The following is a 24935-nucleotide window of genomic DNA, read 5'->3' as shown; positions in this document are numbered from 1 at the left end:
TAGTTGTATTTGAATAGAATCGGCATTACTGTCTGACCGCTATTCCTTGCCCACAGCCCATTTAAGATGCGTTTGCCCTGCTACTTTTACAGGTTCTTGCTTATCAATATTTGCATTTTTAAGAATTGGTAAAAAGTCTATGCATCGTTCTAATATATCGCGTACAGGCTTATAATCATTAAGCTTAATATCAGTACTCCATTCGTCTGGTTCGACTAATCCACCTAGTAAAAGCCTATCATCTCCTCTAGGAATTATATAAATCATATCCTGGTCAGATGTAGAGCTATCAAATGACATACAATAAGATTTTAAGACAGGCGCCATTGTTTTGCCATCGTTCTCAACTTGCACTAATGCTCCACGTAAAGGATACATAGTATCATCGTTTGCTAGTTCAGTTGAACCTAAACCACTACAATTAACAATAACATCGGCGCCGAATACAGCTTTTAAATGCTCTTCCTGCTCTAATAAACTTCCAGATAATTTTTGTTGAATAATATTAACTTCTGAATCAAGAGCGCATTTTACCAACCAGTCTATATACATATCAGTATCCACCATAGGAGCGATAAAAGTATATGCATCTTTCAACTCATAACGAGTATTAATATTATTCTCTTTAATTAAATTTGAATTACGCTCAAATCCTTTTACTTTATTTTTGAACTCAAGCATCTTATTATATTCTTTCTGGTTCTCTTCAATTAGATGCTTGAAGAAAAACACAACAGGACGCATTCGTACTCCAGTTTCTGGTTTTGATGCAAGTTTTTCAAATATTTCATATGAAGTCATACACCATTCTTTTGAACGGGCAAGAGACTCCTCATTACGATGATGTCCACAAACTGCTGGTGGATACTCCCACAACGCACCCGCAATAACAGAAGTGATATCCGGCGCCAAATTTTCTGCAATCACAGTAACATTAAAACCTTCTTTTTTTAAACATAAGGCTGATGTTAGTCCATTAACACCAGCACCAATAACTAAAGCTTGGGGATGCTTCTGAGAATTACTCATATGTAAATATTCAAAACTAGTATATGGGCAAACTTTAGCATGTCCATATAGTAATAAACAGTTATTACAAACTTCTGCTGGCACTTTTTTTATTACAACAATAGATTCATCTCTTTCCAAAGTCACAGTTACTAAACCAGGTTTAGTCTCCCCATGCTTGCAAATTACACATTTCATTATTTTTACCTCCTAACTCTAAAATCATCTGACCAAACATTTAAATCTGGAACATAAGCTGTCACAACATACCCTGTGTCTGTAGATTCATCATAAGAAAATACAACGTGAATTGGTTTACCATCTACATAATCAAATATTAAATAACTAGGAAAAGGCTCATCATCTATATTCTCTTCTATTATTTCCCCATAAACTTTGCCGTTAATGAGCAAGCTAATGTGTTTTGTGGTATAGCCTAAACGCTCTGCCAACTGCGCTTGTGTCCAGTCACGCTCTTCTAAAAACTCTGCTATTGCATCACCAGGGGGAGATACCCAATCTGGATTAAAAGAACGGGTTGTCTCAATCATGGTAATCTCCAATAAAAATAATTATTTAACACATGATTGATTGTACGGCAAAAAGCCGGACAAATTAGGTTATAATCAAATTAACTTATATGTTTAGAGGCGAAACATGACTGTAGTCACAAACTCTAATGAAAAACCGGGGCGTTCAAAAACTGAACGCTTGGAGGCTCGTCTTAGTAAAGAGCAAAAAGAATTGTTTCAGCGCGCGGCTGATATTTTAGGACTAACGCTAACAGATTTTGTGATTAGCAGCCTTCAAACCGCAGCAAAACAAGCTATTCAAGAACACGAAATAATGATTTTGAGCCAACGCGACCAAGAGGTTTTTGTCGAAGCACTCCTCAACCCGCCTGCTCCTAGCGCGAAATTACGGTCTGCTGCTCAATCGTATAAACAAAAAATGGGTGCATAAGTGAGCGATTCTGATACTGTTGATAGCTTTGATTATTTTGTAGAATCTCTAAGTAAGCAACATGACCGGGGAGCTTTTTGTTGCAGTATTGAAGCATTAGACCGCTATTTAAAACAGCAAGCTCTCCAAGATGTTCGTAAACTAGTAGCTGCCCCTTTTGTCTTGATTGAAAAAAATTCTGGCGCCATTGCTGGTTATTATACTTTATGCGCTACTAGTATTAAGATTAACGAACTACCTACTGAAATTGTTAAAAAACTTCCGAAATATCCAGATGTTCCCGCAACGCTTCTGGGTCGTCTAGCTGTTGATCAAAACTATCGTAACAAGGGTTTGGGTGAAGCGTTGTTAATGGATGCACTCAAACGTTGTCTAAAAAATGAAATTGCCACAATGGCTGTAGTAGTAAGTGCGAAGGACGATAGAGCGCGTTCTTTCTACGAGCATTACGATTTTATTCGTTTTCCCGATTATCTTTACAGGCTATTTCTACCAATGACAACTATAGCCGTGATGTTTGAGTAAGCAGATTGTAACAACTTGATGCTTTGTTTGTGGATTAGGGGACAGAGTACTGGCGCCCAATACAATAGGAAAGGGTAAAATTAGATGGGGAAATTGCCCGCACGCGGAAACAATTATTTGATTAGAGATATTTCACCATGATTGCTAGTACTAATTTTATACCGATGTCTCCCCAGGAGTATCTTTCATGGGAAGAACAGCAACCCATTAAATACGAATACGTCAATGGTGAAGTTTTTGCGATGACAGGTAGGACTCTTCCCCATAACTCTGTGGCATTAAATTTAGCGTCTGCTTTGAAAAACCACCTTCGAGGTAAGGGTTGTAAAGTTTTTATGGCAGATGCAAAGCTTGGTATATCTAAGAAAGGCCCATATCATTATCCTGATGTGATGGTAACTTGCGATGAACGAGATTTAACATCTCGTAAAATTGTTCAATTTCCTTGCTTAATAGTTGAAGTTCTCTCTCCTGGTACTGAAGCATATGACCGTGGTACCAAATTTAGGCACTATCGTCGTTTGAAAACACTCAAAGAATATGTTCTAATTGATGCGGAAAAAATATGTTTAGAGTGTTACCGCATTAACGAACGAGGTAAGTGGGAGTTAACGTCATATTTAATTGATGAAACAGATGAAACAATAAAAGTAACAAATACAGAAGTAGATGAAATTGAGGTTTGTTTAACGAGTGTAGACTTTAATTTTCCAATTTCTCTGTTATATGAAGACGTTGTTTTTGATACAAGTCAAGAGTAGTGTTGGCTACTTTTCTTGTGGGGTAGGCATCCAAGCAAGCACCCTTAGAATGGAACGGGCAAGGATGCCCATTCCACAATACAGGAGAATTAAATTTATTCTACGGTTACAGATTTTGCTAGGTTACGTGGTTGGTCTACGTCTAAACCTCTACGCGCGGCTATATGATAAGCGAGTAGTTGTAATGGTACTACGGTGAGGATAGGTGATAATATTTCATCAACGTTGGCTATGGGTAGTAAGTCATTGAATATTTCTCCTGCTTCACCGTCACTTATTGGTGTTACTCCTATTAAACGAGAGTCGCGCGCTTTGGCTTCTTGGGAGTTAGAAATTACTTTTTCGTATACTTCACCAGGTACGGCAATGGAAACTACTGGTACTTTTGCATCTAGTAATGCGATTGGACCGTGTTTCATTTCTCCAGCGGGATAACCTTCTGCATGAATATAGCTGATTTCTTTGAGTTTTAAGGCGCCTTCTAAAGCGATTGGGAAATTTATTCCACGTCCTAAGAATATAACATCTTGGGTATCGGCAAAATCATGTGCCAATGTTTCGCTCAGTTGTTCTTGTTTTTCTAATGTTGCTTCGATTTCTTTAGGTATTTGACGCAACCCGTTAATTATATCTTCTATTTTTTCAGCAGGAAGGCTCTGGCGCCGATATGCTAAATCAATTGCCAGTGCATAAAATGCCATTAATTGGGCAATAAATGTTTTTGTAGCAGCTACACCAATCTCAATTCCTGCTAATGTACTAATAATATGGGGTACTGAATGTCCAAGGGTGCTTTCTGGACGGTTGGTTATACCTAAAAGCCTTGCTTGATACTTAGGTTCACGACCTTGGCGCCGTTCTCTTTCCATTCCTAGTGCTGCTAATGTATCAGCTGTTTCACCTGACTGGGTAACACCTATAGTTAAAGTATTAGCAGTTAAGGGTGCGGGTGCATAGCGATATTCAGAAGCATAGCTGACTTGAGTTGGAATTTGCGCTAGTTGTTCTAGTAAGTATTTACCCACAAGTGCGGCGTGCCAACTAGTACCACAAGCTACAATTTGGATTTGTTCTAAATCAGCATAAAATTCGCTGGGAATGCTTAAATTTATAGGTGATTCATTATTTGGAGTCTCTGTAAAATAAGCGTCTAAACAAGCACGCACAACACCTGGTTGCTCATAAATCTCTTTGAGCATAAAGTGCTTGAATCCTTGTTTTTCAACCATTGTTGGACTCAAGTTGAGTAAGCGAGGTTGTTTCTTCAGTCGCTTACCCGTAAAATCGTAAACTTCCACACCCAACGGTGTTAACCTGGCTATTTCACCATTATCAAGTGGTAATACCGCGCGCGTATATGAAACAATTGCAGGTGTGTCAGATGCACAGAAAAATTCACCCTGCCCAAATCCAATTACTAAAGGCGCCTGTTGACGCACTACAATTAACTCATCAGGAAAATCAGCACTAACAGCAGCTATAGCAAAGGCGCCATTAAGTTGACCAACTGCTTTACGAACTGCTTCAAAGAAGGGTGAATATGCTTCCCCTAAAGCAATTTCCTCTTGTAGAAATCTAGAAATTAAATGCGGAATAACCTCTGTATCGGTTTCCGAACGAAACTCAACACCAAAACTCTTGAGTTCCTCACGTAACTCTCGGTAATTTTCAACGATACCATTTTGTACTACAGCCACACGGTTAGGTGTGTCCATATGGGGGTGAGCATTATATTCTTCGGGTTTTCCGTGTGTTGCCCAGCGTGTATGACCTATACCAATTTGAGCAGGGTTTTCTATCGACTCCAACTTGGAACGTAAGTTGTGTAACTTACCTTTCGCGCGTACACAATTGATATCACCTTCTAAAATCGTAGCAATTCCCGCAGAATCATAACCACGATATTCGAGCTTTTCCAAACCAGAGAGCAATATCTCTGTCGCTGCTTGAGTGCCAATATAACCAACGATTCCGCACATTGATTCACACCATGCTATGAGGACAAATTAAACACGTATCCATAGATATCATAACTGGTGGAATTTTACAGGCAAAGATGCCGATTTATACCCTAAATTATTTTATGTGGCGCCAGTACCTGACTTTGTTACACAGCCTACAAATTAACCACTTCAATACTTATGTTCGGTTTTCACACTCCTCCTATAGGAAGAGAACTGCAACGCTGATTATATGTACCATCTTTATTGAGCAGAGTTATTAATAAATTTTTACAATACAATAGCAGTTAACTTATCGCTGCAATATGGTTTTGTCGCTGAATCGGCTTACATGTTTGCTTGTTATGGTATTATGCAATGCAGTATTTTTAACAATTATAAATCAGCTTATGAATTTAGTAATCTTGGTGTAAAATTAAGTGATAAGTTTAATAACTTAGTCCAAAAAACTTTGACTTTAGAGGTGATGTCTGGTCATATAAGTCATTGGCGCCAGCCTCTTTATTTATCTCACGCACTAACTCAAGAAGCTTACCATGCAGGTTTAGATTGTGGAGAATATCAATTTGCCTCTTATACATTATTATATCAATCTTACAATCGTTTTTACCAAGGGTACAATCTACAAAAATACTTAGAAGAGTTAGATAGTTATTTAACTTTTTCTCGGAAGGTAAAAAATCAACCTGCAATTGATACAATAATTGGTTGCCAGTTAATATTAGCAAACTTGATGCATGTTGATAATCTTGGAAAATACAAAGATGAAATAGAACATTTTGAAGATTGTAAGCGGCGCCAAATAACTCTATTTATCTGTCCATATTTAGTCTTAAAATCTCAAGTGGAGTATTTATTTAATCGACCGCAGTCTGCTTTAAAGTATGTGTTAGAAGCTAAAAATATTCTTGCTGATATTCCCGGTGTAATTTCGGTAGGGGAGCATAACTTTTACTATTCCCTTATTTTAGCTGCTGTATATCCTAACGTTACAAAGCAAGAGCAAGAAAATTATCTCAGCCAAATAAATGAGAATCAGAAACAATTACGGTTGATGGCAGAGAATAGTTCGGAAAACTTTCTTCACAAATATCTGTTAGTTGAGGCGGAATTAGCTAGAATTTATGGTAAATTAGAAGCTATCGAATTATATGATAAAGCTATATTTAAAGCTGAAGAAAATAGTTTTGTTCAAAATGAAGCTTTAGCTTCGGAACTTGCAGCAAAATATTGGTTGGCTAAAGGTAAAGAAGATTTTGCTCAAATTTATCTGAGAAAAGCTCATCACTGCTACCAAATTTGGGGAGCGACGCGAAAAGTAGAAGATTTAGAAACACAATATCCAGATTTAGCAGTAGCAAAAGCAAGTAATACAGAGCAAAATACAACTTTGACAACCAGCTATACTTCAACAAATAAAACTGCTCTTGATTTGATAACTTTACTAAAAACAGCACAAGCTATTTCCAGTGAAATTGTTTTAGAGAAATTATTAGCATCTTTGATAAAAATTCTGATTGAAAATGCTGGCGCCGAAACTGGCTTTATTTTATTCGTAGAAGGGGAAAAATTAAAAATAGCTGCTTCTGCGTCTGTAAATTACGAACAAGTAATAGTTTTTCCTAAAACATCTGTAGACAGCTTTCAATCTTTGCCGCAAACAGTAATCAATTTTGTGTGTAGCTTGCAGCAGGATGTAATTTTAGATAATGCAGCTTTCTCAGGTAAATTTACTAATGACCCCTATATTGTCTCCCGACACTTGAAATCATTGCTTTGCATCCCAATTATCAATCAAGGTAAGTTGATTTCTTTGCTATATTTGGAAAATAATTTAATTACAGGAGCGTTTACACCAGAAAGAGTTGAGGTATTAAAGATACTTTCCGCTCAAGCTGGTATCGCTCTCGAAAATGCCCTTCTTTATTCTTCTGTGGAACGAAAAGTATGGGAAAGAACTCAAGAGCTAAATGAAAAAACATTACGTCTTGAGGAAACTCTTTCTCAATTGCAAAATACCCAAACTCAACTTATCCAAAGCGAAAAGATGTCTTCTTTGGGACAATTAGTTGCTGGGGTTGCTCATGAAATCAATAATCCTACCAGCTTTATCTACAGCAATATTGAACCAGCAAAACAATATATTGATGACCTGCTACTTCTAATTCGTTTATATCAAAAACATTACCCTCTACCAGTTGCAGAAATACAAACAGAGGTAGATTCTCTAGATTTAGATTTTGTAATGAGCGATTTACTGAGACTTTTGAGTTCAATGAAAGTGGGAGCAGACAGAATTAAAACAATAGTGCAGTCGCTGCGAAATTTTTCGCGTATGGATGAGGCTGAATTTAAAGCAGTTGATATTCATGAGGGTATTGATAGTACCTTGTTAATTCTTGGACATCGCTTGCAAAAACAATCAGACCGTTTGCAAATAAAAATAATTAAAGAGTATGGGGACTTGCCGCTATTAGAATGCTATGCAGGTCAGTTAAATCAGGTATTTATGAATATTTTAGTGAATGCTGTTGATGCTTTAGAAGACGCTAATATTCCTGAAGCTAGTATTTGTATTTGTACTCAGAAAGTTGATAACAATATTGTCATCAAAATTTCTGATAATGGGCCGGGAATACCAGATAATCTTCAGCAAAGACTTTTCGACCCATTTTTTACTACCAAGGATGTTGGAAAAAATACGGGTATGGGTTTATCTCTCAGTTATCAAATTGTTACGCAATACCACGGGGGTTCATTGAAATGTTTTTCCACTGTAGGCAATGGCGCCTCGTTTGTGATTGAAATTCCAATGAGAAAAAACATTCCACACTCTTAAGACGCTTATGAGGATTTTTCTTCATTCTATTACCTCCTATGCTTCGAGATTATCTTTACTCGCCCATAGTGTAGGGTAGTGCCTGCTTCCAAGTGTCGGCGCCACCCAACACGGTGTTATCCTGCTATGTAGAAGAGGCGCCTTCCTTGCTCCCGTATTAAGTTTTGTAACGTGTTGCAATAACGTTATTGGAAACGGGAGGCGCCATAAAAATATAGAAAAATTTTTCAATCCTGCATAAAAGCGGGTTACTCAATACGCAGTTATTCTTGTGTGAAAACAAGGAGAACAAGCTTTATGGGAGTAGAACCGCCATCTGTGATGCTAAAACTCAATACAAAGAAGCCTTTATCGTAAGCGTGTACCACCAACTGGGAAAATAAACAACAGCATACCTATAAAGTAAATAACGCTATGGATGCACTGGACATTAGGCTAGAACATCTGGCTATTACTGCCAAACAATTTCCACCCAAAAGTAAGTCTAGACAGCTTGCGCTTTCTGAACTTGCCAGTAAAATTCAGAATTCGAGAAGGCTTTTTTGTAAGGGGAGATATAACTATCCAGAAGATGTGTATATCGAAGCTTTGCAAGAAACATGGTTGTATATTTCACGAAAAATCGAGAAATATGACCCAGAAGTTGGGACGGTAATGGCTTGGGTAAATTTTATCTTAGGTAAGCGTTTTATAGATGCGATTAGACGCTATACGAGAAACCAACAAGCATCTTTAGATGAACCTGTTAACGCTGGTGAGTCGGGGACAACACTTTTAGATACACTTCCACAACCGCAAATTCTGCCTGATTGTGAGGAGATATTACAAGAAATTTTGAGAGAAGACCCAGATAATTTATTTAAAGTTGAGCATATTAAAAGTCATCCGCAGGCAAATTTTCAAGCCATTGCCTTACGTCGGTTGGCGAAACAATCTTGGAACCATATGTCTGATGAATGGGCAATAAAAGTATCAACACTCAGCAGTTTTTATCAACGCTGTGTCAAATATTTTATTCCTAAAATTCAAGAATATTACCAAAATTATTATCACAACTAATTTACTTGTAAACCAATTGAGGTAAAAACGCACATTATGAATTACACCAACGAAACGTTACATTTTCAAGTTTCTTTAACTGCACAGGCATTTCATTTTGCCCGACAGTTGAGTGGTAAGCAGAAAGATTTAGATAAATCTAGGCAGGTTTATCTTAATACTTTGGCTGTATATGCGGTTAACTTTTACTGTCAATATTTAGAGGTGGAGACAGATTTAGAGCATAGTGATAGTTGGAATTCGCTCTCGCATTTGCTATTAGATGCAGCAGATTTAGAAATTACAGGTGTTGGGAAACTAGAATGTCGTCCAGTTTTACCTGGGGCAAAAACAGTTAAAATTCCACCATCCGTTTGGAATGAGAGAATTGGTTATGTTGTGGTGGAAATTGATGAATCTTCCAAGTCAGCAACATTATTAGGGTTTGTCAAAGAAGTTATTACTGAAGAGTTACCATTAAGTAAATTACAATCTTTGGCTGATTTAATTGAACATTTACAACCTGTTGCAGAAGTTTCCCCCAACCCTTCTGTAATAGAACAAACGGTAGTACATTTGGGGCAGTGGTTGCAAAACTTATTTACATCAGATTGGCAATCTCCTGATTTAGTATTATCTCCTGCATACCGCAGTGCAATTCGTCCGAAAGTTCAAGAGCCAAATTCCCAAGAAGTTAGTGTTAGTGGCGCCAAAGTGATTGACCTGGGAATACAACTATCATCTCACAAAGTTGCTCTAGTTATTCAATTAACTACACAAGCGTCAGGGTCGGTGGATATTCGTTTGCGGGTATATCCGACTGGTGACAGCATTTATTTACCACAAGGGTTACAGTTAATTGTACTGAGTAGTGATGGCAACCTTATAAGCGAAAATTTTGCCAGAAGTGCTGACAACTGGATGCAGCTAGAACTAGAAGAAGGACGACCTGGAGACGAATTTCAAGTCAAATTGGCTTTAGAAGATGTTAGTATAATTGAAAATTTTATACTGTAAGCCCCTCGGAGCTAATCTACCGTGTACAAACATCTTTAAATAATCCTCCTCAATATCCCCCCTTTGTGCCCTTTGTGTCTTTGTGGTTCCATCAAGAGGATAAACCACTCTCGTCACAAAGAACACAAAGAAAGAGAAGAAAGGTGCTTTTTAGAGATTTGTGTGTACACAGTAGCGGAGCGAATAAGGAGGTACCTATTATTGGTAAATTAATCAGCAAACCCCGAAATGCCACAAAGTAAGTAAGGTAACAGTAATGGGAAAGTTAGTTATTCTGCAATTACCAGAGGGAGATTTTCAACGGGGTTTTGCTTGTACTGTCCAGATTGGCTTGGATGGAGATACGATTGAAACACGAGGGCAAATTACTGGTAGATTACCAGCTAACCCCGACATGCCACAACAGTTAAATGATGAGTGGCGCCGAGTTTTTAATACAGATGAAAATTCGCGCATTAAAGCAAAACAAGCTGGGACAACTAACTTTTCCAAAAGTAACGCAGTTAACAACTTTGTTTATTATCTCAATGATTGGCTTAATAATTCTGGGGATAGGGAATGGCAAAAAATTCGAGATGGTTTACAGCAGCATTTAAATAAGGAAGAAGAAATTCGGGTTATTATTCAAACTCAATACCCAATTTTACGTCGTCTTCCTTGGCAAGCTTGGGATTTGTTTGCAGACAACTACCCCAAGGCAGAGATTGCTCTGAGTCCAACTACTTTTGCAACCCCTGGTGATTTACCTGCCTTGAATTCAAACAAGGTGAGAATCCTTGTTGTGTTAGGGTCAAGTACTGTAGCTGATGGTTGTCAAGAAATTGATATTACGTTTGACCAGGAAGAACTGGAGAAGTTAAAGCAGCTTGGCGCCGAACTTAAATTCCTTGAACAACCTTCCCCACAAGAGTTACGGGAATGTCTTTGGCTTGAAGAAGGCTGGGATATTTTCTTTTTTGCAGGTCATAGTTCCAGTTCGGATGATGGTCAAGATGGGGAGATTATTCTCAACGAGTTAGCTCAGGGCTTAAAAATAACGGAACTATTTGAAGCGCTCAAAAAAGCCATTTCTCGTGGTTTACAATTGGCAATTTTTAATTCCTGTGATGGTTTGGGTTTGGCTAACCAACTAGCTGAACTAAATATTCGTCAAATGATAGTCATGCGTGAACCTGTACCTGATGCAGTTGCCAAAACATTTTTAAAACACTTTTTAACAGCATTAGCCTGTAATAATCAATCGCTGTATGCATCGGTACGAGAAGCGCGCTTAAGGCTGGAAGACTTTAACGAGCAGTATCCCGGTGCAAAATATTTACCAGTTATTTGTCAAAATTCTGCTGTAATACCACCAACGTGGGAAAAATTGCGGACTGGTGGGAGGATACATGGTGCTAACTGGGATGTTAACCCCCATCTTAACCGTGAAAATGTTAATTCTAGGCGAATTGGCGCCGGGATTTGGAATTTTTGCTTTGGTCAGCAAGCAGTGGCGACCGTGGGCAACCCTGCTCGACCAGAGAATCAGCGGATATTATTAGCCGCAGTCAAAGAGGAAGTTACAGCACGGTTAAGGCAGTCGCTACACAATACCGTACTGATTAATTTAGGTAAAGAGTCACAACCCCAACAGGTGAAGCGACCTTGGGATGCTGAGATAAAAATTGGTTTAAAGCCTGCTGAACCTCTCCCAGATACCACAACTATTTTGGAAGTTTTTGACTCAGAAGAAATTGTAGGGAAACTGTTAATTTTAGGGGCGCCTGGTTCGGGTAAAACAACTACACAATTAGAACTAGCTCAAGAATTAATAAAACGTGCAGAAGAACAGCCTAACTATCCGGTTCCAGTTTTATTTAACTTGTCCTCATGGAAAGATGACCGCCTATCTTTAGCTGATTGGTTATTGGCAGAACTGAAATCTAAGTATGGTGTATCAAAAAAACTTGGTAAAGAGTGGGTAAATAAACGTCAATTGCTACCATTACTTGATGGTTTAGATGAACTTGAAGCACAACGTCAAGAACTTTGTGTTCTGGCAATTAACAAGTTTTTAGCAGGCGACATTAGACCGTTTTATCTAGTCGTTTGTAGTCGAATAGAGGAATATAGTAACTACGCTACTCAATTGCAACTTAACGGTGCTATTTACCTACAACCTTTAACAAATAATCAAATTTGTGCTTATCTAGGCAGCATTGAATATATAGAACTGTGGTCAACTATTAGTAGTGACATAGACTTGCTAGAGTTAGTTAAAACACCCTTACTACTCAGCATTACTGTTCTAGCATCTAAAGAAATATCTGTTGAAGAATGGCAGCGTTTGACTTCTACAGCAAATCGCCTTCAGTACTTCAGCGGTTATATCCCCTGGAACTACGCGCGCTTCCTCGACTACTGCACAGAGCGCTTATTCCTCCAGCGTGTTGGTGGTCGTTACCGCTTCATCCACAAACTGCTGCAAGACCACTTTGCCCAAATGGAGTTTAAGCAGGATTAGCGAATTTGGAACACGGTAAAGGAACAAATAAAGTTTAACCACATTACTTTGGTTGCCATACGATGTGCGAACGCTTCGCCAGCAAACCTGCCAATCGTTCCGCAAGGGCTAAATCATCCTCTTGGTAGGGTAAACCAATGATATTGGCATGGTTCGCAGAATCTTGCTCCACATCCAAACCAACTGAGCGAACGTACCTAACTTCAAGACTTGCCACTCCATAACACTTGCGAAACAACCCAACGCACTGTTCTGGAGAACATACACTGGCAAGATTGACCGAAAGTCCTGGCTCTCCTGGTCGAAGGAAATAGGCATCTGCCTTAACCTTCCCTGTGTCCTCATCAATCCATTGTTTACGTAACAGTGCCCGATAAACAACTGCATCCTCTGAATAATGGCTCAAACTGGCTCATGCTTGGTTTAGCCACTCCAACCAATACACTAACATAGATGCTGTCACATCCCGTTCGACGGCGTAGTTGTCTCCCATCTCATGGTATAAATAAGCTTGTTGTTCTAAATCCGCAGGGCAAACCAACCGAACTTCGGCATCAGGCGCCTGTTTACTCCATGTTAATCGAATGCCGCCTTTTTCATCCGTCGAAACCGAAGCCCTCGGAAACAAATCTCCAATTGCTTCATAAGCATCCACGACCAACCGCATTGCCAACTTAAAGGCTTTTTGGCTCGGTTGTAAAATTCCATACTCATCCGTCTCATCCTCTTCTAAAAGAGCAACGAGCCGCTTCAATGTCACTGTAATATCACTGCTGGAGGGTTTCGCTAACGCTCGCACGGTCATATAACTCAAATCAATTTAGCTTATTGGTACTAGCTTAACACGAACAAAAGTCTTATCGGCAATTAACGAGGGCGTTCCCGACCACATAAAGCTTGACCAACATGAGGTTGTTCACTGTTCTGATCAATACTCAGATGTGAAACACCCGTCATTAAACACTTCACGCTAAGCCTTATTCTCTACTTTAGCGGTTATACTGCGAACGGGTGAAATGTATACTTTTGTCATGCTGAGGCACGAAGCATCTTAAAGATTTTCGTTTATTTTAAAAGTAAAGTTTTAACCCGTTCTTAGTATACATTCCTTGGAACTACGCGCGCTTCCTCAACTACTGCACAGAGCGATTATTCCTCCAGCGTGTTGGTGGTCGTTACCGCTTCATCCACAAACTGCTGCAAGACCACTTTGCTCAAATGAAGTTTAAGCAGGATTAGCAAATAATGTGGGTAGGCGCCCTGTTGTTGTAAAATAATAGACAAGGTTATTCCGAACGGTTGAAAAAGTCTCTCTTATGGCTCAAGTTTGTTAAATTCTACACACACTAATTTCAGTGTTGCCACTGTTTGTTTAAGTCCTGTATTTAGAAGTGTATCAAGGTACTCTGCCTGTGTTTTAGGGGGATTTTTAAGAGTTTGGCGTTGTTTTTGAGCAGCAGTACAAACGGCTTCTGAATTCAAGTCGATTAAATCTTGGATAAATTCATCTGGATGAACTGCTTCAACACCATAAGGTTGTAAGGCTTTTGCAGGAAAATCGCTCAAGTTAAAAGTAACTATAATATTAGCTTGGCTGTGAATAGCAGCTGCTAATACATGACGGTCGTCCGGGTCGGGAAGATTGATTGTTGTAATTAAAGATTCATAACCAGTTACCAAGCAATCTCGAACATTGGCATTCATAAGATTTTTTGTCCGAGTTAACTGTTCAAGTGTTAAATCAGGACGATTTTTCAAAACATTCCTTATCCATTCTGAATGAATCTCTTCTGTCCACTTGGCTTTAAATAAGTCCCTAAGTGCCAGCCACATGAGAAAATCCCTTAGTGGGGCTGGGTATAAAATGCAGGCATCATAAATAGCAGTTAAAGACACGTTTGTAACCTAGTACCCCATATTTAGTTCTTGTGCTTGCGCTGCCAACTCTGCCAGAGTTTGCATTCGTGCTGCGTCAATTTGGTTTTTATAATTAATTACATCTTCAGTTAAAACCCGGCGCCGTGTGCCGACTTTACGGTAAGGTATTTTCCCTGATTCTAATAATTCAACAAAATAAGGACGAGAAACTTGCAGCAGGTCAGCAGCTTCTTGAGTTGTAATTTCCTTTTTAGTTGAAACTATACTAACGCTGTTACCTGCGGCAATTTGTTTCAAAATTTCTACAAGCGAGTTTAATGCAGCAGCAGGTATAGTGACAATTTCTTCCTCTCCATCATCTGAGATTAGCTTGAACTTCCCATGAGAGAGGTGTTTTTGTGAATACAATGCCAAGATTTGACTACTAACTCTAGCAAGTGCTACATCCTCATGTGTGGGTGCTAATTGCTTGATACTTCGGTTTACAGAAAGTGTCATTTGGGGTTTGTTTGATTAATAAAGAATTTGCTGTATATATATTATAACATGAATACGAAATTAGCGAAATAAACGAAACAAACGAAATAGCTCGGAAATCAAAGTATGATTTTTCAGCATCAGAGGATTTTGTATCGAAAATGAAAAAAATTTTACGAAAGGCGCCACAGTTGCGAATTCCCCCAACTCTCCAATTGCTTGATTTTCCGTACTTCCCCTGCCAAAGTGCTTCCCTGCTCCCGATGCCAAAAAGTTGTGTGTACACGGTAGCCTTAATAAGGGGGGTCAGGGGGGATTAATCCAAGAATTGCGTATCAAATACAACTTTTCAAACAACCTCTTAACTTTGACCTTATGCGTGCGTCGGCGCCGGATAATTTAGAATTAGATGCGTAACTCGGTTGAGTCAAATATCAATGGTGCAACTAAACTTATGACCAAAATAGAACGAGATAAAAATCGAGAAGGTGTTAGTTATGAGGATATTGCAGCGGCGGCAACACGCATTAAAGGTCAAGCACTACTGACTCCGGTTTTTACGTCAAAAACAGTCAACGACCGCACCAAAAGCCAAGTATTTTTCAAGTGCGAGAATTTCCAGCGTACAGGGTCTTTTAAATTCCGAGGAGCATATAACGCTCTAATACAACTATCAGAAGAACAGAAGCATCGTGGAGTTATTACCTATTCTTCAGGAAACCATGCCCAAGCTGTAGCACTTGCAGGTAAGTTGTTAGGAATCCATACTACGATAGTTATGCCAGAGGATTCCCCAGCAGTGAAGCAGACTGCAACCAAAAGCTACGGTGCAGAAGTAATTTTTTACAATCGTTACAAAACTACACGAGAAGAGGTAGCTGGTCGCTTACAGCAAGAGCGTAGTTTGACTATGATACCACCCTACGACCACCCTCATATTATAGCTGGACAGGGTACAGTTGCTCTTGAACTCTTTGAGGAGGTGGGTTCTCTAGATTTACTGCTGGTCTGCTGCGGTGGTGGTGGTTTGCTATCTGGAAGTGCTATCAGTGCTGCTAACCTCTCCCCCAAATGCAAAGTTATTGGTGTTGAGCCAGAAAAGGGGGACGATGCCACCCGCTCTTTCCATAGCAAAACTCTGCAAACGGTTCACAATCCTGATACCATTGCTGACGGCGCCCGCACTGCTTCTCTTGGCGCCCTTACTTTTCCTTTAATACTGCACTACGTCCACGACATGGTTACAGTATCTGATGAGGCGTTGCTACGAGCCATGTTTTTTCTCTGGGAACGGCTCAAAATAGTAGTTGAGCCAACAGGAGCGCTTTCTACTGCTGCTTTGCTGGAGGGAATTGTCAGTGCAGCCAACGCGCGTATTGGGGTTATTATTAGCGGTGGTAATGTCGATTTAAAACAGGTTAGCAATTTTGCTCAAATAAATGAAATTCGATAGAATCCGGTGAGACTTTGAATGCTGTCTCTATTTTTTCTTCTACTCCTAACCATTTATAGGAGCAGGTAATCACTAATAGCTTTCGATTCTTTTGTACTTGAACAATTTGAAGCGGTGTAATTGAGTAGAAGGGTTCCTCTGAATCCTCTGCGCTATTCAAAACAAAATCTTGAAGTGTGATGTTAATATCAAAAGAAGATTGCAGCACTTCACATAGCTCCCGATGCTTATTCAAGGCTTGTTCATGGTATGGGGCAAGTAAATCATCATCGCTGACACAATAAAACTGTTTTTGTTGCCGCGCTTGGGAAATTACGGTTTGTGCCTCTTCTAAATGTAGAAGACGATGGCGAAACTGTCCTACTGGCAAGTTATCGAGACAAATATGCCAGAAAGAAACAAAGAGTTGGCTTGCTTCAGATGTCATAATTTTTCATTTCTTGAAGAGCGAATTCGACATTCTCACAGAGATAATCTTCGGTTTTGAGGTAAACGGTGGGAATGGTTTCTCCCGTTATAACATGTTATATATATTTTACTCGTCAATTTACTAGTATTCCAATCCTCGATTCCTACAACAACCAAAGCATTAAGAACGAGAGTAAAAACCCAACCGAGGATTAAGAAGGTTTAAATTAGATTTATATTATTTATGGTGGTGTTAAATATTGCACATGTCCAAGGTTTCTTAGGAATTTAACTGTAGGATGGGGAAATTGTTCGTCAGCGTAAAATTTTGCCACGGCTTAAACACTTTATTGCATCACTTCGTCATTTTCTCTAATTGCCAGTTCGATTTCTGACTGGTGAGCTTCTGCGTATGCCCAAGCATTAACTAAATCGACTGCAGTTAAATGTGGAAAAGCTTCTAAAATAGTGGCATCACTGGCGCCAAGACGGCGATAGTTAATGAGGCTCCAGACAGGAATACGGGTTTTAGCAATACATGCATCACCGCCACACACACCTGGTGTTTTTGTAATTCCTCGCGAACCATTGCTCAAGTTTTGAGTCAATAGTCGAATAGCTTCAGCTTTTTCGGCAGGGTCTAATGCCAGAAGTTGCTGTTGTAAGTCAGTTAGAGGCATTTTGTTTACCGAGATTTTTAACAAGCTATAAATGTCTACTATATCAAGGTATTTATTTTTATGAGAATAGCTATATTTGGGGTCAAGGTGCCAAAACCGTTTGGAAGGTGCCTTTTAGCAGTATATTAGTTTTGTTTAGTACAAGGATAATAGGTATACCTTAGCCAAGAAAAGGCGAATTTTATTAACAGTTGATTTGGATTTTGGTTACTTGCTAGCAGTAAGTAAAGCTACATTGCCAAGTGTCTAGTTATTTAAAATCAACTATCCGTTACATCCGTTGTATCCGTTGCCAAATTACCTCTGTGCCCTAATAGTCTCTGTGGTAAATAAAAGTACATGAAAAGCACAGCCTGGGAAGGCTGTTCCACAAGAATTTTCATACTTTTCACAGGCAAGGTAAACTTATGAAATTGACTGAATGCTAAACATAAACCTATGCCTAGTTTTTTATTGGAAGTTGGTACAGAAGAACTGCCAGCAAGTTTTGTGAGCAGTGCGATGAAGCAGTGGGAGCAGCGTATCCCAAAAACTCTTGATGAAAATAGTTTAGCTTGCGAGACAGTAAAGATATATGGAACTCCGCGACGGTTAGCGGTGTTAATAACAGGTTTACCTGTACAGCAACCTGATAGAGAAGAGGAAATAAAAGGACCACCTGCGAAAAATGCTTTTAACTCAGATGGGGCGCCTACACCTGCTGCGGTAGGCTTTGCGAAAAAGCAAGGGGTGGATATATCCGCTTTTGAGGTGCGTCCAACTGATAAGGGTGATTTTATCTTTGTTAAAAAAAGTATTCCTGGGCGCCCTGTTGCAGAAATATTTACCGAACTTGTCCCACAATGGATTTTTAGTTTGGAAGGTAAACGGTTGATGCGGTGGGGTGATGGTGACGCGCGTTTTTCTCGACCTATTCGCTGGTTGGTAACATTGTTAGATGATGCGGTGTTACCGTTGGAGTTAGATAATGGTTCGGAGAAAGTTATTAGTAACCGAACTTCGCGCGGACACAGGGTGTTGCATCCGGAAGATGTGAATATTGCCCATGCGAATGATTATGTGGAAACTTTGCGGACAGCGTATGTTGTTGTTGATGCTGCTGAACGTGGTAATACAATCAAAGAGCAAGTGTATGCTGCTGCTAGTGGTAAAAACGGCGCCACTGAAATTTACTCTGATTTATTAGAGGAAGTTATTAACCTAGTCGAGTATCCTTCGGCAGTAGTTGGTAATTTTGAATCAGAGTTTTTGGAGTTACCAACGGAAGTTATTACAACGGTGATGGTGACACACCAGCGTTATTTCCCTGTTTTTGAAGGTGAAGATAAAAGGAAGCTCCTGTCTAACTTTATTACTGTATCGAATGGCGACCCGAAAAAGTCGGATGTAATTGCAGTGGGTAATGCACGAGTTATACGCGCGCGTCTTGCTGATGGTCGTTACTTCTATGATAAAGACATTGAGAAAAAGTTAGAAAGCTTTTTGCCGAACTTGGAAACTGTAACTTTCCAAGAAGATTTGGGTTCTGTGCGACGTAAGGTTGATAGAATTTGCCAAGTTGCTAAGTATATTTCCACACAACTAAATTTATCACAGAAAGATAGCGAAGACGTTCAAAGGGCAGCACTGTTATGCAAAGCGGATTTGGTTAGCCAGATGGTCTACGAGTTTCCCGAACTGCAAGGTGTAATGGGTGAAAAATATGCTGCGGTATCTGGAGAGAACGAAGCGGTATCAAAGGCAATTTTTGAACACTATTTACCACGCAATGCTGATGATATTTTGCCGCAAACTCTAACGGGGCAAGTTGTTGGTTTAGCTGACCGTCTGGATACTTTGGTAAGTATATTTGGATTGGGAATGATTCCTACTGGTTCGTCTGACCCGTTTGCACTACGACGCGCGGCAAATGCGATAGTTAATATAACTTGGGCAGGAGATTTAACAATAAATCTAATTCAGTTACTTGAACAAGTAGTTAACGATTTTGCAACTGCATATAATAAGGATGCAGCGAAATTGATTCCCATTCTAAAAGATTTCTTCTTGCAACGAGTAAAGACGTTACTGCAAGAGGAAAAACAAATCGACTATGACTTGGTAAATGCTGTGTTAGGGGAAGACCCAGAGTATACAGAAAGAGCATTACAGGATTTACTAGATGTTAGAAACCGCGCCACTTTCTTGCAACAAATTCGCAACGATGGTAGGTTAAGCGAAATTTACGAAACCGTTAACCGTTCTACGAGGTTAGCAGCACAAGGTGACTTGGACTTTCAACAGTTAGACCCAACGCAGCTTGTGAGTAAAGAATTATTTCAGAAACCATCCGAAGAAGCATTTTATAACTCACTAGTAAATTTACTGCCGCAAACTACTGCAGCACAAAAATCACGCGACTACGAGAAGCTTGTAGCAGCGTTACAGCAAATTGCCCCGACTGTAAGTACTTATTTTGACGGCGCCGAAAGTGTCTTAGTTATGGACCCCAATCCAGATATTAAACGCAACAGGCTAAATACGCTGGGTTTGCTGCGAAATCATGCCCGTGTTTTAGCGGACTTTGGATGTATCGTAAAAAGTTAACAACAATGTAAAAAAAAGCTTTGCGGATGTAACAAATTAACGCTAATATAAAAAGGCTTAACCAGGGAAATAATACAGTCTATGTCCAAAGCCCATGTTATAGGATTGGGAAAGTCCGGTGTAGCTGCGGCAAGATTGTTGAAACGAGAAGGTTGGGAGGTAGAATTAGGTGATTCTAAAACCTCCCCCGACCTACTCAAACAACAAGAACAATTAGCAGCCGAACAAATCACAGTTAAACTGGGTTATACTTTACAACTCGATAACAATTTACCGAAATTAATAGTTGTTAGTCCCGGTGTCCCTTGGGATATTCCTGTCTTAGTGAAAGCGCGCGAAATGGGCATAGAAACCATTGGCGAAATGGAACTTGCATGGCGCCATCTCAATACAGTACCGTGGGTTGGTATCACAGGTACTAACGGTAAAACAACGACAACTGCATTAACAGCAGCAATTTTTCAAGCAGCACAATTAAAGGCGCCTGCGTGCGGTAACATTGGCTATGCAGCTACAGAAGTTGCTTTAGAATTTGAAAAAGCTGAGAACGATAATAAATTAGATTGGGTTATTGGTGAAATTAGTAGTTATCAAGTAGAGTCATCTTCTACCTTTGCTCCGCGAATAGGTATTTGGACAACTTTTACACCCGACCACCTCGCACGTCACAAAACGCTTGAAAATTACTATAATATTAAAGCTAAATTACTACATAACTCTGAATTAAAAGTACTCAATGGTGATGACCCGTACTTGCGTAAAATAGGCGCCAGTCAGTGGTCAGATGGATATTGGACAAGTATTCACGGCAAAGAACAGCTTATAGGTGATAAAGGTTTTTATATTGAAGATGGTTGGGTAATAGAAAAAATATCTTCTGAACCATTAAAAATAATAGAGGCGTCAGCACTGCGAATGGTAGGCGCCCATAATTTACAAAACTTACTCATGTCTGTAGCTGCAGCAAGGTTAGCAGGTATAGAACCAGAAGCTATTCATAAAGGTGTTAGCGAGTTTCCTGGTGTTCCACATCGCTTGGAATATATATGTACTTGGGAAGGAATTGATTTTATTAATGATAGTAAAGCAACTAATTACGATGCTGCCGAAGTTGGTTTAGCATCAGTAAAAAGTCCTGCTATATTAATTGCTGGTGGAGAAGCAAAAGAAGGTGATGATACTGCATGGCTAGCAAAAATACAACAACAAGCAGCCGCAGTTGTTTTAATTGGTAACGCGGCGCCGTTTTTTAGTCAGCGTTTGCAAGAAGTTGGATATACTAACTTTGAAGATGCGGGAACTATAGAGAAGGCTGTACCAAGAGCCGCAGAGTTAGCAAAGCAACATCAAGCAGCAGTAGTTTTACTATCACCAGCATGTGCAAGCTTTGACCAATATCCTAATTTTGAAGTGCGTGGTGATGACTTCCGCAAAGTATGTCAGGAGTTTGTCAGGCAGTAGGTTGGGTGGAGCGCAAGCGTAACCCAAAATAATAACATTATACATATTTACCACAGAGACACAGAGTACACAGAGAGGGGAGTTTGAAGTAGGCGGAAATTTCCTTGTCAGCTTTGACGTTGAATTATTTCATAGCTAAAAAAGTTTGACTTATCTTCTAACTACCTCTTTTTACTCAGGTGGATGTAAATTTACACTTCTCAGCAAACGACGCAAATTAACAACACCAAAGCGATTCAAATGCAAAGCTTCAACTGTTGCTCTGCCACAAGGTGTTTTACCAATAACCTGTGTAAAATCATTACTCCATTCAAAATGCTCACTCCAAACTTGTTGCCGAGGATTATATAATGCAATTTTTTCTCCTGTTTCTAAGTCGAGTGCCTTTACTTTGGAATGTTTATGACCATTACAGCCAAAGCAACTCCAAGCAAGATTTTCTAAAACTGTCTCACCACCTGCTTGCTTGGGTTTTATATGTTCAACAGTAAAGGTTTCAGTAGCAAATTGTTCGGAGCAACGACAATATTCGCAGTAACCACGGGCGCGAGTAGCAACAAGACGCTTCATTGATTCAGGAGTTCTTGACATCACATTATGCCGCTATGTTTAGGCAAGAACTCGTCAATCAGCATTTTTAAATCAACGTTACGAAGTTGAGCAAGTTGAATCAATGCTTCTGCGCGTTTGGCATCTTGCTGTTCGACGCGCTCAATATACATAAGTAGTTCATGATGCTCTGTGTCCGTAATTTCTCCAGCCTCATTTTGTAAACGCAAATAAGTAAGTCTGTTTTGTTCTTCGGGAGACAAACGGTTTTGAATAATTTGAAGTAAGGTAGCTTCACCCTTTTCAGACTTTGGCGCCTCCGATACCTTGAAAGCTTCATGAGAAAGGGCTTCCAAGAATTCAACTGCCCGTTCTAAAGATTCTCCTGGTAATTGTTCCAGCAGCGCAATTGCTCTCTCACGAATGGATGTTGGTGCAGTCATAGGAAAGTTGACCTTGTTTGCTTCTATTTTAGCGTTTTATCACTAGTACTGCGAATGGCAGATGCCAAGCGAGAAGATTTTCTGACTCGAACATATTGTAGTTATTTTCCGAAATAGGCATCAACGCACTGGTAGTAATACTTAAGATAAAAACACTATACTGGGCATCAACGCTCTAGTAGTAATAGTTAAGACAAAAAAAACTATACTGAACTTGATAATCGAAACATAAAGGGACTTACCCCGTAAAAAGCCTAGTTATAATAACTGGGCTTTTAACTTCAGGATACGCTGGCAGAATTATTGCAGAATTAAGCTTAGGTAGTTTCACTTTGACCAGCTTGTGTGCGGGATAAGCCATTTTCTTCAGCTTCCATATGTGGTATTTCAAGTAATAGAAAAAGTAAAAGACCTTGAATGACCAATAAGTTAGTGACAAGGAAAAAAGTAGCTTCTTCGATAGGTAGTCCAAATAATTGGAACCCTGTTGTGTATTTGTCGGAAATGTGCCAAATACCATTAGCAATTGCAATACGGTCAGCAACCCATAGATATAGTGTTGGAACAATGACACCTAACAGCCAAATTCGCTTCATTGCCCATAATGTTGATGTACCAAGAAGCCATTGCAGTGCCAATATCGGAGTAGCCCAAGCTAAAATTAGTCCTAAGTATAAGGTGTTATCCCACTGCAACATCAAAAAACCTGTAGTAGTTAATGCGGCGCCAAATATAGGTAACAGTACTTTTAGGCTAGACAAAGACTCTTTTTGTACTGGCTCACTTTTACGAGATAGCAAAAAGGACAGCCATAGTCCAGTAAGAATAGGCTGAAGCAAGAAAAACAAGTATTCCTCAATTGGCACGTAACCAATAGTACCTACTACCCGACCAATACCGTATCCCCAAATTTCTCGAAAGACTAAATAATTATCCCAAGGTGTAGTGTAAATCAAAGCCATGAGCGCAATGAGAGGAAGCGCAAGCTTTGCCCGATATCCTCCAATGTCCGCAAAAGGTCTTCGTTGAAGCCATGCAAGTACTAAAATTGGTGGAAAGATAAAGATAAGGTGAAATGTAAAGTAACTCATAATAAAGGTACAAGCTTTTTTGTCAATTTAAAGTTTTTAAGAATTTGTCAAAACATATTGTAGTTATTTTCCGAAATCGCCACTGGTGCGCTTGTAGTAATAATCAAGATAAACAACACTATACTGAACTTATAATCTGAACGTGACGGGGACTTACCCCATAAAAGCCTAATTATCATAATTAGGCTTTTTGTTTATCTATCTATATATTGACGCATTAGAAAAGCAATACCAATTAACCCGGCACTAACCAGGGTCATGTCGGTTCTGGGTTCTGGTACTGTTTTGGGAATTTGAAACGAACCTTTTAAAAATGCTCGACCTCTTAAAGGCGCCGTTGGGTCTGCGTTAAGTGGTTCACTTTCGGTAAAGCTGAAAAAACCAGTGGCGCCTGCAAATCTACCTTCTCCACCTGTTATTGTCACGGTTCCCGAACCATTCAGCACACCGTTTACGTTGTCAATAACCGCAGTTGCATTACTCAAACCGACTAACTTGTCAGCATTGGCGCCGAAGTACATATCCATACCAACTGGCAAACCTTGTACACCAAACTGTGCAGCATCCGGAACAAAGGTAAACGTACCTGTTGCAGGATTAAATTGACTATAGTTTGTACTACTAAAATTAGTAAGACCGTAAGGAGCATTCGGATTACTACCTGTGATAGATGCCCTTGTTAGGTCAGATGTGATGGGTTGTAGAATAACCTCTGTGTCATAGAATGTATCGAAGTCAAAGATAGTTTGAGCATCACTTTTTTGCCAACTCATTCCAACACTTGCGACTGACACAACTGCTGCTACAAGCCATGTATTTACTTTAAAAATAGAGCGCATAAATCTTGTATTCTAAATTTACAAAACTGTGATTGTAACTAATTACACTCGTTAGATTAATGTATTGTTGTAAAATAAGCAATCTTTAACAGCATTTTTATATTACATCTACCTTAAGACTGAATTATTGTAGAGGCACCGACTTGCAATTTGGTAATGTAACGCTAGAAATCGAAAATATCATGCTGTTCCTTAAAAGTTCTTTGCGTAAGCTCTAAGTTAAAATCAGCAGCTAATAAATCAATACCATCAACAATTATCGGAATTTGACTAGACTCTATTTGCAAACCAGAAAAACACTTTTCTCTAAAATGCTCTCTTGCTTGAAAACGTTGAATGGCGATTTTTAAAGGACGAATTACTTCGTAAGCATTCTCAGCTTTCGCAATTGCTGACTATTGTTCATGTGTATTACGGCATTGAGCCAGGATGTTTGTAAAAACCTGCATTCCGTC

23 protein-coding genes are annotated in these 24935 nt (G+C 39.4%); 10 read left to right on the top strand and 13 right to left on the bottom strand.

The window, feature by feature from the left end; genetic code table 11:
* Nucleotides 1-39: 39 nt before the first annotated feature.
* Together DSM106972_RS54600 and DSM106972_RS54595 are read right to left on the bottom strand one after the other, a co-directional pair.
* Nucleotides 40-1206: an FAD-dependent oxidoreductase gene (locus DSM106972_RS54600; RefSeq protein WP_127087514.1), complete on the bottom strand. Its 1167-nt coding sequence runs from the start codon at nt 1204-1206 to the stop codon at nt 40-42.
* Nucleotides 1207-1211: 5 nt separating this feature from the next.
* Nucleotides 1212-1559: a DUF4258 domain-containing protein gene (locus DSM106972_RS54595; RefSeq protein WP_233787145.1), complete on the bottom strand. Its 348-nt coding sequence runs from the start codon at nt 1557-1559 to the stop codon at nt 1212-1214.
* A gap of 106 nt (nt 1560-1665) precedes the next feature.
* Here DSM106972_RS54595 and DSM106972_RS48990 point away from each other — a divergent pair, with 106 nt between their 5' ends.
* From DSM106972_RS48990 to DSM106972_RS48980, 3 genes are all read left to right on the top strand, one after another.
* Nucleotides 1666-1971 carry a type II toxin-antitoxin system TacA family antitoxin gene (locus DSM106972_RS48990; RefSeq protein ID WP_127087512.1) on the top strand — a complete coding sequence of 102 codons (306 nt, stop codon included), beginning with the start codon at nt 1666-1668 and terminating at the stop codon, nt 1969-1971.
* Nucleotides 1972-2496 carry a GNAT family N-acetyltransferase gene (locus tag DSM106972_RS48985; protein ID WP_127087511.1) on the top strand — a complete coding sequence of 175 codons (525 nt, stop codon included), beginning with the start codon at nt 1972-1974 and terminating at the stop codon, nt 2494-2496.
* 137 nt (nt 2497-2633) lie between these two features.
* On the top strand, nt 2634-3257 hold the full coding sequence (locus DSM106972_RS48980) for a Uma2 family endonuclease (protein WP_127087510.1): 624 nt from the start codon (nt 2634-2636) through the stop codon (nt 3255-3257).
* A gap of 95 nt (nt 3258-3352) precedes the next feature.
* Here the strand turns inward: DSM106972_RS48980 and glmS are convergent, their stop codons facing one another.
* On the bottom strand, nt 3353-5236 hold the full coding sequence (glmS, locus tag DSM106972_RS48975) for a glutamine--fructose-6-phosphate transaminase (isomerizing) (protein WP_127087509.1): 1884 nt from the start codon (nt 5234-5236) through the stop codon (nt 3353-3355).
* Nucleotides 5237-5570: 334 nt separating this feature from the next.
* On the opposite strand from glmS, the gene DSM106972_RS48970 reads away from it, so the two are divergent.
* From DSM106972_RS48970 to DSM106972_RS48955, 4 genes are all read left to right on the top strand, one after another.
* A complete protein-coding gene (locus DSM106972_RS48970; protein ID WP_158633026.1) occupies nt 5571-8057 on the top strand; it encodes a GAF domain-containing sensor histidine kinase in 2487 nt (828 codons plus the stop codon).
* A 414-nt stretch (nt 8058-8471) separates the two neighbouring features.
* Nucleotides 8472-9116, top strand: a complete 645-nt coding sequence (locus DSM106972_RS48965) for a sigma factor (protein WP_127087507.1) — start codon at nt 8472-8474, stop codon at nt 9114-9116.
* Nucleotides 9117-9152: 36 nt separating this feature from the next.
* A complete protein-coding gene (locus DSM106972_RS48960; RefSeq protein ID WP_127087506.1) occupies nt 9153-10112 on the top strand; it encodes a DUF1822 family protein in 960 nt (319 codons plus the stop codon).
* A 256-nt stretch (nt 10113-10368) separates the two neighbouring features.
* Nucleotides 10369-12615, top strand: coding sequence for a CHAT domain-containing protein (locus DSM106972_RS48955; protein WP_127087505.1), 2247 nt, complete (start codon nt 10369-10371; stop codon nt 12613-12615).
* Between the two features lie 43 nt (nt 12616-12658).
* On the opposite strand, the gene DSM106972_RS48950 is transcribed toward DSM106972_RS48955, so the two are convergent.
* The 4 genes from DSM106972_RS48950 to DSM106972_RS48935 form a co-directional block, all read right to left on the bottom strand.
* A complete protein-coding gene (locus DSM106972_RS48950; RefSeq protein ID WP_233787146.1) occupies nt 12659-13021 on the bottom strand; it encodes a hypothetical protein in 363 nt (120 codons plus the stop codon).
* Between the two features lie 6 nt (nt 13022-13027).
* Complete coding sequence (locus DSM106972_RS48945) at nt 13028-13420, bottom strand: hypothetical protein (protein ID WP_127087504.1); 393 nt, start codon at nt 13418-13420, stop codon at nt 13028-13030.
* Between the two features lie 509 nt (nt 13421-13929).
* A complete protein-coding gene (locus DSM106972_RS48940; RefSeq protein WP_267901242.1) occupies nt 13930-14511 on the bottom strand; it encodes a VapC50 family PIN domain-containing toxin in 582 nt (193 codons plus the stop codon).
* A gap of 9 nt (nt 14512-14520) precedes the next feature.
* Entirely contained in the window at nt 14521-14991 is a 471-nt protein-coding gene (locus DSM106972_RS48935) for an excisionase family DNA-binding protein (protein WP_127087502.1), read from the bottom strand.
* A 433-nt stretch (nt 14992-15424) separates the two neighbouring features.
* Here DSM106972_RS48935 and DSM106972_RS48930 point away from each other — a divergent pair, with 433 nt between their 5' ends.
* Nucleotides 15425-16423: a threo-3-hydroxy-L-aspartate ammonia-lyase gene (locus tag DSM106972_RS48930; protein WP_127087501.1), complete on the top strand. Its 999-nt coding sequence runs from the start codon at nt 15425-15427 to the stop codon at nt 16421-16423.
* On the opposite strand, the gene DSM106972_RS48925 is transcribed toward DSM106972_RS48930, so the two are convergent.
* Nucleotides 16389-16850, bottom strand: coding sequence for a hypothetical protein (locus DSM106972_RS48925; protein WP_127087500.1), 462 nt, complete (start codon nt 16848-16850; stop codon nt 16389-16391). The two genes, DSM106972_RS48930 and DSM106972_RS48925, sit on opposite strands and share 35 nt — an antisense overlap.
* A gap of 328 nt (nt 16851-17178) precedes the next feature.
* Nucleotides 17179-17511 carry a DUF433 domain-containing protein gene (locus DSM106972_RS48920; protein ID WP_127087499.1) on the bottom strand — a complete coding sequence of 111 codons (333 nt, stop codon included), beginning with the start codon at nt 17509-17511 and terminating at the stop codon, nt 17179-17181.
* Nucleotides 17512-17949: 438 nt separating this feature from the next.
* On the opposite strand from DSM106972_RS48920, the gene glyS reads away from it, so the two are divergent.
* Complete coding sequence (gene glyS / locus DSM106972_RS48915) at nt 17950-20097, top strand: glycine--tRNA ligase subunit beta (RefSeq protein ID WP_127087498.1); 2148 nt, start codon at nt 17950-17952, stop codon at nt 20095-20097.
* A gap of 81 nt (nt 20098-20178) precedes the next feature.
* The gene (murD, locus tag DSM106972_RS48910; protein ID WP_127087497.1) at nt 20179-21558 is read left to right on the top strand and encodes a UDP-N-acetylmuramoyl-L-alanine--D-glutamate ligase; all 1380 of its coding nucleotides are present in this window, start codon (nt 20179-20181) and stop codon (nt 21556-21558) included.
* 171 nt (nt 21559-21729) lie between these two features.
* Here the strand turns inward: murD and DSM106972_RS48905 are convergent, their stop codons facing one another.
* The 4 genes from DSM106972_RS48905 to DSM106972_RS48890 all read right to left on the bottom strand — a co-directional run bounded on the left by DSM106972_RS48905 (nt 21730) and on the right by DSM106972_RS48890 (nt 24480).
* Nucleotides 21730-22149 (bottom strand): HNH endonuclease, encoded by a 420-nt coding sequence (locus tag DSM106972_RS48905; protein WP_127087496.1) that lies wholly within the window; start codon nt 22147-22149, stop codon nt 21730-21732.
* Nucleotides 22149-22550, bottom strand: coding sequence for a hypothetical protein (locus DSM106972_RS48900; protein WP_127087495.1), 402 nt, complete (start codon nt 22548-22550; stop codon nt 22149-22151). Before DSM106972_RS48900 ends, DSM106972_RS48905 begins: the two co-directional genes overlap by 1 nt.
* Before the next feature lie 317 nt (nt 22551-22867).
* A complete protein-coding gene (locus DSM106972_RS48895) occupies nt 22868-23641 on the bottom strand; it encodes a lycopene cyclase domain-containing protein (protein ID WP_127087494.1) in 774 nt (257 codons plus the stop codon).
* Nucleotides 23642-23835: 194 nt separating this feature from the next.
* Nucleotides 23836-24480 (bottom strand): hypothetical protein, encoded by a 645-nt coding sequence (locus DSM106972_RS48890; RefSeq protein WP_127087493.1) that lies wholly within the window; start codon nt 24478-24480, stop codon nt 23836-23838.
* Nucleotides 24481-24935: the final 455 nt, after the last annotated feature.

Origin of the sequence: Dulcicalothrix desertica PCC 7102 (genome assembly GCF_003991905.1) — a bacterium.
Lineage (GTDB): Bacteria > Cyanobacteriota > Cyanobacteriia > Cyanobacteriales > Nostocaceae > Dulcicalothrix > Dulcicalothrix desertica.
The sequence above is the reverse complement of the archived record's forward strand: the minus strand, read 5'-3'. Positions and strand labels throughout refer to the sequence as shown.